This window comes from Streptomyces bambusae (assembly GCF_019400985.1).
GTDB lineage: Bacteria > Actinomycetota > Actinomycetes > Streptomycetales > Streptomycetaceae > Streptomyces > Streptomyces bambusae_A.
On the sequence record NZ_WTFF01000003.1, the window covers coordinates 20801 to 32854 of the forward strand.

General features: G+C 73.2%; 9 protein-coding genes. 6 read left to right on the forward strand and 3 right to left on the reverse strand.

What is annotated here, in order from left to right:
* Positions 1-43: 43 nt before the first annotated feature.
* From GPJ59_RS00815 to GPJ59_RS00825, 3 genes are read left to right on the forward strand one after another with little or no spacing between them, the layout of a single operon-like run.
* Positions 44-1306: a TIGR04053 family radical SAM/SPASM domain-containing protein gene (locus tag GPJ59_RS00815; protein ID WP_219664182.1), complete on the forward strand. Its 1263-nt coding sequence runs from the start codon at positions 44-46 to the stop codon at positions 1304-1306.
* Positions 1307-1337: 31 nt separating this feature from the next.
* Complete coding sequence (locus GPJ59_RS00820) at positions 1338-4040, forward strand: multicopper oxidase domain-containing protein (RefSeq protein ID WP_219664183.1); 2703 nt, start codon at positions 1338-1340, stop codon at positions 4038-4040.
* Positions 4040-4486 carry a hypothetical protein gene (locus GPJ59_RS00825; RefSeq protein WP_219664184.1) on the forward strand — a complete coding sequence of 149 codons (447 nt, stop codon included), beginning with the start codon at positions 4040-4042 and terminating at the stop codon, positions 4484-4486. The genes GPJ59_RS00820 and GPJ59_RS00825 overlap by 1 nt, the downstream gene beginning before the upstream one ends.
* 55 nt (positions 4487-4541) lie before the next feature.
* On the opposite strand, the gene GPJ59_RS00830 is transcribed toward GPJ59_RS00825, so the two are convergent.
* Both GPJ59_RS00830 and GPJ59_RS00835 read right to left on the reverse strand, forming a co-directional pair.
* Complete coding sequence (locus GPJ59_RS00830; RefSeq protein WP_219664185.1) at positions 4542-4955, reverse strand: cupredoxin domain-containing protein; 414 nt, start codon at positions 4953-4955, stop codon at positions 4542-4544.
* Between the two features lie 67 nt (positions 4956-5022).
* Complete coding sequence (locus GPJ59_RS00835) at positions 5023-5334, reverse strand: hypothetical protein (RefSeq protein WP_219664186.1); 312 nt, start codon at positions 5332-5334, stop codon at positions 5023-5025.
* A 173-nt stretch (positions 5335-5507) separates the two neighbouring features.
* On the opposite strand from GPJ59_RS00835, the gene GPJ59_RS00840 reads away from it, so the two are divergent.
* From GPJ59_RS00840 to GPJ59_RS00850, 3 genes are all read left to right on the forward strand, one after another.
* Positions 5508-6002 (forward strand): hypothetical protein, encoded by a 495-nt coding sequence (locus GPJ59_RS00840; protein ID WP_219664187.1) that lies wholly within the window; start codon positions 5508-5510, stop codon positions 6000-6002.
* Positions 6003-6078: 76 nt separating this feature from the next.
* Positions 6079-7683 carry a multicopper oxidase family protein gene (locus GPJ59_RS00845; RefSeq protein WP_219664188.1) on the forward strand — a complete coding sequence of 535 codons (1605 nt, stop codon included), beginning with the start codon at positions 6079-6081 and terminating at the stop codon, positions 7681-7683.
* A gap of 211 nt (positions 7684-7894) precedes the next feature.
* Positions 7895-8950 (forward strand): PP2C family protein-serine/threonine phosphatase, encoded by a 1056-nt coding sequence (locus GPJ59_RS00850; protein ID WP_308120059.1) that lies wholly within the window; start codon positions 7895-7897, stop codon positions 8948-8950.
* A 25-nt stretch (positions 8951-8975) separates the two neighbouring features.
* Here the strand turns inward: GPJ59_RS00850 and GPJ59_RS00855 are convergent, their stop codons facing one another.
* A complete protein-coding gene (locus GPJ59_RS00855) occupies positions 8976-11753 on the reverse strand; it encodes a heavy metal translocating P-type ATPase (RefSeq protein ID WP_219664190.1) in 2778 nt (925 codons plus the stop codon).
* Positions 11754-12054: the final 301 nt, after the last annotated feature.

Sequence of the window (12054 nt, forward strand, 5' to 3'; positions counted from 1 at the left end):
GGGCGGCCGGACGCAGCACCGGGGCGCCGGGCAGGGACGTACGATGACCACCGCCGCACACGCCATCCGACGCCAGCGGCACGACGCCGGGGAACGGCCCTTCATCGTCATCTGGGAGTCCACCCGGGCCTGCCCGCTGGCCTGCCTGCACTGCCGCGCCGAGGCCGTGCCCGACCGCGACCCGCGTGAGCTGGACACCGCCGCCGCCAAGGACCTGCTGCACCAGGTGGCCGCCTTCGGGCAGCCCGCCCCGCTGTTCGTGATCACCGGCGGTGACCCGTTCCAGCGCCCCGACCTGACCGAACTCGTCGCCCACGGCCGGGAGGCGGGGGTCCGGATCGCGGTGTCCCCGTCCGGTACCCCGACGCTCACCGCAGAGCGGCTGCGGGAGCTGCACGCGGCGGGCGCGGTCGGACTCTCGCTGAGCCTGGACGGCTCCACCGCCGAGATCCACGACACCTTCCGCGGTGTGCCGGGGGTGTTCCGCTGGACCCTGGACGCCTGGGACACCGCCCGCGCCCTCGGCATGAAGGTGCAGATCAACACCACGGTCGCCCCGCACAACCTGCACGACCTCCCGGACATCGTCCGCCTGGTCGCCGAGCACGGGGCGATGCTGTGGAGCGCCTTCTTCCTGGTGCCCACCGGCCGCGGCCGAAGCCTGGGCGCGCTGACCGCCGGCGAGGTGGAGGACGTACTCAACTTCGTCCACGACGTGGGCCTGACCGTGCCCGCCAAGACCACCGAGGCCCACCACTTCCGCCGCGTCGCCCTGCAGCGCCAGATCCTCGCCGCCGCCGGCGACGACCACGTGGCGGTGCTCGGACTCGGCCGGCTGTACCGGGAACTGCGCGAGCGGGCCGCCGAGCTGGGCCTGGACGCCGGAGCGCGCCGGGTGCGGCGCCCGCCCCTGGACGTCAACGCCGGCCGCGGCTTCGTCTTCGTCTCGCACACCGGCTCCGTGCACCCGAGCGGCTTCCTCCCCCTGGGCGCCGGGAACGTGCGCCGGACACCGCTGACGCAGATCTACCGCTCCTCGGAGCTGTTCACCGGCCTGCGGGACCCCGACCGGCTGGGCGGCCGGTGCGGTGCCTGCGAGTTCCGCCGGGTCTGCGGCGGCTCGCGGTCCCGCGCGTACGGCGTCACCGGCGACCCGTACGCCGAGGAGCCGTGGTGCGGCTACCGCCCCGGCTCCTTCCCCCGCCGGCGGGAACTGGCCGCGCTGCTGGGCGCCGGTACCGACTCCGTGGAACCGGGCGCGCTGCCGGGCGCCGGTACCGCCGCCGAGCCGTCCGCCCGTCCCTGACCGACCGCCGCCGCGGGCGGCAAGGAGCACCATGTACCGCAAGAACGATGCCCCGGCCGTCGGCGGCGGTGGCACCCGGCCGGGCAGGTTCAAGGCGTCCGGCCTGCGCAGCCGACACCTGGCCACCCACATCCTGGTCGCGGCCTGGGCACTGCTCGCGCTGCTGGCGGCCGGCGCCCAGGAGACGCCGGTGGCCCGCTGGCTGGCCATCCACCTCTTCCTGCTGGGCGCCGCCACGACCGCCATCGTGGTGTGGAGCGAGCACTTCGCCGTCGCCGTGCTCCACGCCCCGCTGCCCGACCGGCGCTGGAGCAACGCCCGGCTGGCCGGCGTCAACGCCGCAGTCGTGGGCGTTCTCACCGGCGTGTGGGCCGACCTGCCCGTGCTGACCGGCGTCGGCTGCGCGCTGCTGATCACCGCGATCGGCGCACACCTGGTGGTCATGGTCCGGATGGGCCGGGGAGCGCTGGGCGGACGGCTCGCCCCCATCGCCGACTACTACCGGGTCGCAGCGGCGGCCCTGGTCACCGGCGCCGTACTGGGCTGGCTGCTGGCCACCGGCAAGGCCGGGCCCGGGCACTACACCGGCCTGAAGCTGGCCCATCTGCACGTCACCCTCCTCGGCTGGATCGGACTGCCCGTGCTGGGCACGCTGTTCATGCTCTGGCCCACCGTGCTGGGCGTACGCATGGCCGAGCGCACCACCCGGCTGGCGCGGCGGGTGCTGGTGCTGACCGGCGGCGGCCTGCTGACCGCCGTCGCCGGACTGTCGGCCGGATGGCGCCCCGCCGCCGTAGCCGGTGTCGCCGGCTGCGCGGCGGGTGTCGCCGTCGCGGTGCACCTGCTCGCCCGGACGGCGCGCCGACGGCCCGCGGTCCCGGCCGCCGCCGCGTGGATGCTGGCCGCCGCCGTGGGATGGCTGGTCGTCGGCGTGGTCGTGGACCTGGTGCTGCTGGCGGCGCGGCCGCTCGCCGTGATCGCGGACGACATCGGCTCCCTGGTTCCGGTCCTGCTCGTCGGGCTCGTCGTGCAGGTCCTCATCGGGGCCCTCACCTACCTGCTGCCCATCGTGCTCTCCACCGGACCCCAGGAACGGGCCGCGCTGCGGGCGGTACTCGAACGGGGCTGGGCGGTGCGGCTCGTCGTACTCAACACCGGCGTGGCCCTGCTCGCGCTTCCGCTGCCCGCCCCTTCCGGGGCGGCGGGCACGCTGCTGGCCGGAGCGGGCGGGGCCGCGTTCCTCGCGCTGGTGGTGCGCGTGCTGGTCCGCAGCGGACGGGGTCTGCGCAAGGACGCGGAGCGGGCCGGCGATTCCGGTACGTCACGTCGCCCAGTCCTGTGGGGCACCGCCGCAGGCGCCGTGGTGACCGTGCTGGCCGTGCTCGTGGCGAACAGCGGCGGGGACACGAGCGCCGGGACGAGCGCCGCCGGCGCGGCGGGTGCGGGCGCCGGCACCACCCGCACGGTCGCCGTCACCCTGGCCGACATGCGCGTCCGCCCGGCCCGGATCGAGGTCGCCGCGGGCACCGTACTGCGGCTGAAGGTCACCAACACCGACGCCCAGCGCCACGACCTCAAGGTCGAGAACGGCCCCGCCACCCCGATGCTCGCCAAGGGCGACACCCGCGAACTCGACCTCGGACCCGTCACCGGGAACCGCGAGGCATGGTGCACCCTGCCGGGCCACCGGGCCGCCGGAATGACCCTGGCCATCGTGGTGAACGGGGACAAGGCGACCGGCAGCAGCGGACAGGCGGGACACGCGGGACAGCCGGGACAGGGAGGACACGGGGGACACGGGGGACACGCATCGACCGCCGACGCGGACGCCGACGCCGGTGCCGCCGGTGCCGCCGCTCCGGACCTCTCCGCCGACTTCTCCCCGGGCTGGCAGGCACGCGACGCCCGCCTGGCCCCCGCACCCGGCGCCGGCGGGACGGTCCACAAGGCCGAACTGCACGCCGCACACACGACGGTGGAGGTGGCTCCGGGTGTGAAGCAGCAGATGTGGACCTTCGGCGGTACCGCGCCCGGCCCCACCCTGCACGGACAGGTCGGCGACGTCTTCGAGATCACCCTCGTCAACGACGACCAAGGCATGGGCCACGGCATCGACTTCCACGCCGGATCCCTCGCCCCCGACGTGCCCATGCGCACGATCCAGCCCGGCGAGCGCCTCGTCTACCGCTTCCGCGCCGAGAAGGCCGGAGCCTGGCTCTACCACTGCAGCACCGCACCGATGCTCCAGCACATCGGCAACGGCATGTACGGCGCCGTCGTCATCGACCCGCCCGGCCTGGCGAAGGCCGACCACGAATACGTACTGGTGTCCTCCGCGCTCTACCTCGGTACGCCGGGCAGCCCCGCCCAGGTGGCGAAGATGCGTCAGAACACCCCGGACGCCTGGGCGTTCAACGGCGTCGCGAACCAGTACTCCGCGCAGCCCCTGAAGGTGAAGGCCGGCGAGCGCGCCCGCTTCTGGGTGGTCGCGGCCGGTCCGAGCGACGGTATCGCCTTCCACGTCGTCGGGACGGTCTTCGACACCGTGTACAAGGAGGGTGCGTACGCGTTGAAGCCCGGCGACCCGGGCGGTGCACAGGTACTGGACCTGGCCACGGCGCAGGGCGGATTCGTCGAGACGACGTTCCCCGAGGCCGGCCACTACGCTTTCGTCGACCACGACATGCGCCGCGCCGAGGCGGGGGCACACGGCATGGTGGAGGTGAGCAAGTAGTGGACACCGTCGGCTGGTGGTCCCTGGTGCGGTTCGCGCACGTGGCCGGCGCCGCCCTGTGGGTCGGCGGCCAACTGGCCCTCTCCCTGGTGATCCTGCCGCTGGCGCGCCATCTCCTGGCCCCGGAGGACAAGGACCGCTTCACCGCCGCGGCCGGCCGCCGGTTCGGACTGCTGACCGCAGCGGTGTTCCTGCCAGTGCAGCTGGCCACCGGCTGGGCCATGGCCGAGCACAGGGGAGTCACCTGGGCCTCCCTCGCCGAACCCGGCTACGGCCGCACGCTCGCGACCAAACTCGCCCTGTTCGTGCTGGTGATGCTCGCCGCGGCCGGACACGGCATCGCCCATGCCAAGGGCCGCACCGATCTGGCGCGGGCCTTGGCGGTCGTCTCCCTGGTCGGCTCCCTCGGCGTCGTCCTCCTCGCCACGGCCCTCCCCGCCACCTGAGCGGCGTGCACGGCGAGGGGGCTTCGCGCGCGGGTGACGGGCCTTGACGGTGGTGTCAGGTCACCGTGAGGGTGCCCTTCATGCTCGGGTGGATGGTGCACAGGTAGGCGTAGCTGCCGGGGGTGGACGGCGCGGTGAAGGTGCCCGTCGCACCGGCCGCGATGGTGCCGGTGTCGAACGCCTTGTCGCCGGTGGCGGTCACGGTGTGCGGGGCCGAGTCCTGGTTGACGACGGTGACCTTCGCTCCCGGGCTCACCTTGAGATCGGCCGGGCTGAAGGTGAAGTTGTCGATCACGATGCGTACTTCACCGGGTACGGCGCTGGACGCGGCGGGCACCGTAGCGGTGGCCGCGGGCGTTGTGCCGGAGGCGTTCGTGTCGCCGCCGTTCGAGCAGCCGGTCAGGGCGAGCAGGCAGCAGGCTGCGCCCACCAGGGCGGTCCGGGCCCGCCGCGAAGATGTGAGTGACATGCGGGGCGACCTTTCGGGAGTGACGGGGGCTGCTTGCCTCGGGCGCGATGAGTGACCGGTCGTGCACTCAGGTTTGCCCAGGGGGAGCCGAGCCGTGCGGAGGAATGTCGCGCCAGGTGTCGGCCACGGCGTAGACCAGAGCAGCGCCCATGGTGAGGGCGCCCCACGCGCCCCAGGCCGCGGCGGACAGGCCGCCGGCGAGGAGGGCGGGCACCGGCAGCAGAGTGGCCACGAGCAGAACCGGTGCCGTGCGGTGGACCGAGCGGGCCAGTCCTGATACGTCGTCGTCTCGGTCTCGGTGTCGTCGGCGCAGGTGCACGGCGCAGGCGGCGAGGACCAGGGCCCCGAGGTCGATCAGTGTCCAGGCGAGCACTTCCATGCCGGCTCACCTCCTCCTACCAATGTCGCCCCCCGCCGGGCCGACTGCACGGCGGCCCGTGGTCCCCCTGCCTCGGGACCGTTCGGCCCTGAGCCAGAGGAACCCCAGAGGGGTATATTGAGCGTGGCGGCCTCCCCTATGGGGCCCGGAGAGTGGAAGCCCTGGTGGAAGCGATGGCGATGCGGACAGCCCCTCCCGGTGTCGTCCGCTGGGCGGGTGGCGTCGTCATCGCGCTGTTCGCCGCACTCGCCGTGCTGGTCCACCATGCCGTGCTGGTTCACCATGAAGTGGCCGCGATCGCCGTCCCCGCTGCTCGGTCCGCCGCGCATGCCGGACATGCCATGGCGGCCACGGCCTCCTCGTCCACGGCGTCCTCGTCCGTGGCGGCGACGCCGCACGGCTCCGCCCCCGAACGCACGGACACGCTCGCCGCACCGGCACCGGCACCCGCACCCGCGCACGGCGCCGACGGCGGCGGCTGCGCCGATCCCGGGATGCAGCACTGCACCTCCGCGAGTGTCGACACGCCGGAGCTCACCGCGCCCTCGCAGGCAGCTCGTACCGAGCAGCCGGCGGACCCGTACCCGTCCGGGTCCGGCCTGTCGCCGGCCGGGGTGATCGGCCGCGCGCCCCCTGACCTGTCGGTCCTCTCGCAGCTGCGTATCTAGGCCGCGCCCACGGCACCCGTGTGCCGTTGGACCAGCGACCCCGTACGTACGCGGCTCGAACAAGAGGACTCACATCATGAACAGCATCAACCGCCGCTCCGTCCTGCTCGCCGGGCTCGGTGCCGTCGGCGCGGGCGCACTCGCCGCCTGCAGCAACTCCGCCGGCACCCCCGGCCTGGTCAGCCCGTCCGGCTCCCAGGTCGCCCACGCGGAGAAGAAGCGGGCCGGCACCGGCAGGCAGCACAGGATCACCCTGACCGCGGCGCCCGCCGTGCTCGACCTGGGCGGCGGTATCAGGGCCAGGACCTGGGCCTTCGACGGACGGGCCCCCGGCAGGGAAGTACGGCTCTCCGCCGGAGACACCCTGGCCGCCGAGCTGTCCAACCAGCTCCCGGACAAGACCGCCACCTCGATCCACTGGCACGGCATCGCCCTGCGCAACGACATGGACGGCGTACCCCCGGCCACCCAGACCGCCGTACGGGCCGGCAGCAACTTCACCTACCGGTTCATCGCCGACGCCCCCGGCACCTACTTCTTCCACCCGCACGTCGGCGTCCAGCTCGACCGTGCACTGTACGCCCCGCTGATCGTCGAGGACCCGCGCGAGCCGCTCGCGTACGACGACGAATGGGTCGTCGTCCTCGATGACTGGGTCGACGGCGTCACCGGCACCCCGGACGAGGTCTTCGCCGAGCTCGGCCGCGGCATGGGCGGCATGGACATGGGCGACGGCTCCGGCATGGAGGGCCACGACATGCACCACATGGGGAACACGGGCGGTGATACGGCGGCCGCGTCCTCGTCCCCGTCCTCGGCCCCGTCGCCGGGCGGCATGTCGGGCAGGTTCATGCTCATGGGCGCCGAAAGCGACCTGCTCGGCGGCGACGCGGGCGATGTGAAGTACCCGTACCACCTGGTCAACGGCCGGATCCCGGCCGACCCCGACGTCTACACCGGCAAGCCCGGGAAGAAGGTGCGGCTGCGGATCATCAATGCCGGCTCCGACACCGCCTACCGCGTCGCCCTCGGCGGCCACCGGCTGACCGTCACCCACACCGACGGCTTCCCGGTCCAGCACCAGCAGACGGACGCCCTGCTCATCGGCATGGGCGAACGCTACGACGTCCTGGTCACCCTCGGTGACGGAGTCTTCCCCCTGGTCGCCGCTGCCGAAGGCAAGAACACGGGCGGCCTCGCCCTGGTCCGCACCGGCTCCGGCAGCGCCCCGTCGGCGACCGTACGGCCGAAGGAACTCGACGGTCTGATCATGACCGCGTCACAGCTGCGATCGGCGGACGACGTGCGCCTGAAGTCCGCCCCGGCCGACGTCACGCACCAGATCAAGCTCACCGGCGGCATGGCGCGGTACAACTGGGCGATCAACGGCAAGCCGTTCGACATGACCGCCCCGGACGCCGCCCCGATCGTGGTCGAGGAGGGCCGGCGGGTGCGCCTGGACTTCGTCAACGACACCACGATGTGGCACCCGATGCACCTGCACGGCCACACCTACCAGCTCGGCGACACGGGGCCGCGCAAGGACACCGCAATCGTGCTGCCGAAGACGAAGCTGTCCGTCTTCTTCGACGCCGACAACCCCGGCCAGTGGATGCTGCACTGCCACAACGCGTACCACGGCGAGGCCGGGATGATGACGAACATCGCCTACCGCTCATGACCTCGCGCCCGCCCCGGACGGCACGCATCGCTCGTGCCGTCCGGGGCGCCGGTGGCGGCCGGGCGGCGTGACGGCCTCGGCGCAGTGGAGCGGGAGGGGCGGGCGGCCGAATGCTCGTCGGAGCGCTATGCCCTCATTGCGTAGATATTCTGAGAGCGTGAACGAGTCTGGACGGCCGCGGCTCCGCCGGCGCCCCGGCCCGGGAAGACTTGTGCGGCTGTCGCCGGTCATCCTGACCGTCGTCATCGCCAGCCTGGCGTACAGCACACCGCCCGAAATGGCCTTCAGCCGCCTCCTGCCCGCCGCGCCAGCCCTCGCCGCCGCCATGTGGCCGGTCCTGCCCACCGTCCTCCTCGGGACGGTCTGCCTCTTCCTGATGATCGGCCTCAGTTTCGTCTTCCCCGATCTGGGAACGTGGTGGACGGCCGCCGGGATCATCGCGGTCACCGTGGCCGCCGCGTACGGAAGCCATGTCCGGCTCCAGCGCGAGCGCACCCTCTTTCACGTACGGCTCGTCGCCGACGCGGCGCAGCAGGTGGTGCTGAGCCCCATGCCGCGCCGCTTCGGCAGCATCGAGATCGAGTCGCTGTACCTCGCGGCCGCGGCGGAGGCCAGCATCGGCGGGGACTTCTACGAGGCGGCCGACACGCCGTACGGGGTCAGGCTGCTCATCGGCGACGTACGGGGCAAGGGCCTGCCGGCCGTGGGGGCGGCCGCGGCGATCGTCAACGCCTTCCGGGAGGCGGCCTACGGCGAGCCCGACCTGGTGAACGTCGCACGCCGGCTGGATGCCAGCAGCACCCGTTACAACGCCGCCTTTCCCCCCGAGGGGCCGATGGAGCGCTTCGCCACGGCCCTGCTCGTCGAGATTCCGCACGGGGGCAGACGCATCGGCATCCTCAACTGCGGGCACCCCCCGCCGATGCTCCTGAACCACGGGAAACTCCGTGTCCTGGAGACCGCCGATCCCTCGCCACTGCTCAGCCTCGCGGGGCTGATCGGCGATGACTACAGCGTCGACACGTTCGACTTCGCCCCCGGTGACCTGCTGCTCCTCTATACCGACGGGATCGCCGAGGCCCGCTCCCGCGACGGCGAGTTCTTCCCGCTGGCGGCCTGGATGGGGCGACAGCCCCCGACCCCGCCGCGCGACCTGCTCGCGGCCCTTCACCGGGACCTCCTGCACTACAGCAGAGGACGCCTCGACGACGACATCGCCGCCCTCGCCGTACGTCTGTGCGAACCGCGGGGCGCGGAGTCCCGGTGAGGCCGCCCCACGCGACGCGGACCGGTCAGGTGCTGGTGGGCCCGGTGTCCGGATCGCCGGGTCCCGCGTGCGTCGTGGTGGGGGCGGGCGCCGGAGCCGGTCCGGTGTAGCGGCTCGGGTCGGCGTCGAAGGCCGCCGCGCAGCGCGCTGAGCAGAAGTAGTAGGTGCCGGTGCTGGTCCGCCGTTGCTCGGCGGCGCTCTCAGGGGCCAGGCGCATGCCGCACACGACGTCCACGACCTCCCTGGCTGCCGGCCGGTCGGCGCCGGTCTCGACCCGGGGCCGGACGCGGGCCGGCCGGGCCTGCGGAAGCGGGGCCGGGTGCCAGCGGCGCAGGCGGGAGGCGTTGGTGACGACGGACAGCGAGCTCAGCGCCATGGCGGCCGCGGCGATGACGGGGCTGAGGCGGATGCCCCACACGGGGTAGAGGACGCCGGCGGCGAGGGGAACGCCGATGGCGTTGTAGACCAGGGCGAAGAACAGGTTCTGCCGGATGTTGCGCATGGTGGCGCGCGAGAGGCGGACTGCGGTGACGACCCCGGTGAGCGACCCGGAGATGAGGGTGATGTCGGCGGCCTCGATCGCGACGTCGGTGCCGGTGCCGATCGCCAGCCCGACGTCGGCGGCGGCCAGTGCGGGCGCGTCGTTGATGCCGTCGCCGACCATGCCGACGGTGCGGCCTTCGCCCTGCAGCCGGCGGACCTCGTCGGCCTTGTGCTCGGGCAGGACCTCGGCCAGCACCCGGCCGATGCCGACCTGGGCGGCGATCGCGGCGGCGGTGCGGGCGTTGTCACCGGTCAGCATGACCACCTCGATGCCGAGCTGCTGCAGGGCGGCGACGGCGGCCGCGGAGTCGTCCTTGACGGTGTCGGCCACGGCGAGGACCCCGGCCGGGCGGCCGTCGACCGCGGCGAGCACGGGGGTCTTGCCCTCTGCCGACAGCCGGGCGGCGTGCGGGTCCAGGGCGGGGGTGGCGATGCCGGCGTCCTGGAGGAGGCGGGAGGTGCCGACGAGGACGGTGCGGCCGTCGACGGTCGCGTGGACGCCCTTGCCGGTGACCGAGTCGAAATTGGTCGCGGCCGGCCAGGACAGCCCGCGCCCGCGGGCACCGGTGACGATGGCCTGGGCCAGCGGGTGCTCACTCGCTTCCTCGACCGCCGCCACCAGGCCCAGCAGCTGCGCCTCGTCGAAGCCGGATCCGTCCGCGGGCTGTACGTCGGTGAGGACGGGCTTTCCCGCGGTGACGGTGCCGGTCTTGTCCAGGACGACGGTGTCGAGCTTGTGCGCGGTTTCCAGGGCCTCGGCGGAGCGGATGAGGATGCCGGCCTGGGCGCCCTTGCCGGTGCCGACCATCACCGACAGCGGGGTGGCCAGGCCCAGCGCGCAGGGGCAGGCGATGATCAGGACGGCGACCGCCGAGACCAGGGCCAGGGTGAGGGCCGGGGCGGGCCCGACCGTGAACCAGACGGCGAACGTGCCGATCGCGATGGCGATGACCGCGGGCACGAAGTAGGCGGAGACGGCGTCGGCGAGGCGCTGGATGGGGGCCTTGGACGCCTGGGCCGCCTGCACCAGGCGGATGATCTGGGCGAGCATCGTGTCCGCGCCGACCTTGGCCGCCCGTACGCGCAGCGATCCCGTGGTGTTGACGGTGGCACCGATCACCGTGTCCCCGGCCCGCTTGGTGACCGGCATCGGCTCGCCGGTCACCATCGACTCGTCGACGGCGGAGGCACCGGTCACGACGTCGGCGTCGACGGGGATCTTCTCTCCGGGCCGGATGACGATCTCGTCCCCGACCGTGACGTCCTCGACGGGGATCTCGGTCTCGGTGCCGTCCCGTACGACGCGCGCGGTACGGGCCTGCAGGCCGAGCAGGGCGCGGATGGCCTCGCCGGTGCCGGCCTTGGCGCGGGCCTCCAGGAGGCGGCCGAGGAGGATGAGGGTGAGGATGACCCCGACGGCCTCGTAGTACACCTCGCGCACGTCCTCCGGGAGGAGGCCGGGGGCGAGGGTGACCAGGAGGCTGAAGCCGTAGGCCGCGCTCGTGCCGAGCGTGATCAGGGAGTTCATGTCGGCGGCGCGGTGGCGCAGCGTGAGCCAGCCGGTCACGTGGATCGGCCGGCCGGTGTAGAACATCACCGGCGTGATCAGAGCCAGCTGGACCCAGTGGTTCAGCATCCACTGCGGTACCCAGCCGGCGCCGAACAGCTCGTGCGCCATCACCGCGAACAACACCGGCGCGGTGAGCACCGCACCCACCACCACCCGACGGGTCAGGTCCTTGATCTCCGCCAGGCGCTCGGCGACGTCCGCGGCCTCCGCCTCGGCCGCCGACCGCTCCACACCGCCGGCCCCTGAAGGGCCCTGTCCGACGGCGGGTGCGGCGTGGGGGTGGCCGTCCGGACCGGGTGGAGCCTGGGCCTGCTCACCGGGCTCGACCTGGAGGGTGCCGTGGATCATGTTCATCCCGCAGGCGAAGCCGAAGCTGCCCGGCCGGTCGGGGGTCAGGCGCACGGTGGTGCGGGTGTGGGCGGGGAGCCCGGCGCTCACCCGTAGGTCGGGGAAGACGACCCGGGAGGTGCATTCCCCGGATTCCTGCCGGTCGAAGACCAGCTCCAGCGGGGTCCCCTGGCGGACCTTGATCACGTTGGGGCTGTAGCCGCCGCGTACGGTCACCTCCACCCGCTGTACGCCGCCCTCCAGGCGGGCGGAGCCGGCGCGGCGCGGCGCGAAGAAGAACCAGCCCAGGCCGGTGATCAGCGCCACAGCGGCCACGACGACAACGACATCCACGGTGCCCACGGCCTACGCCTCCAGGATCACGTTCGCTTTCCAGGATGCCCCCACTCCTCCGCCGGCGTCACCGGGACCGGTCGGCCCCGGCCGAGGGCCGGTCGGCCCGAGCGACCGCCTTGCCGCGGTGCCACCATGCAGGTGGAGACCCTGCGGTCACGGGCTGCCGGTCACCGGCTGCCGGTCAGGGCCCGTGCCCTGAGAATGGAACCAGCACGATGTGCCGTGACCTGCGACGGAACGGCGGAACGACGGAACGACCGAAGGCGCCGCCGGACCAGGAGGCGACATCATGATCATGCGGATTCCC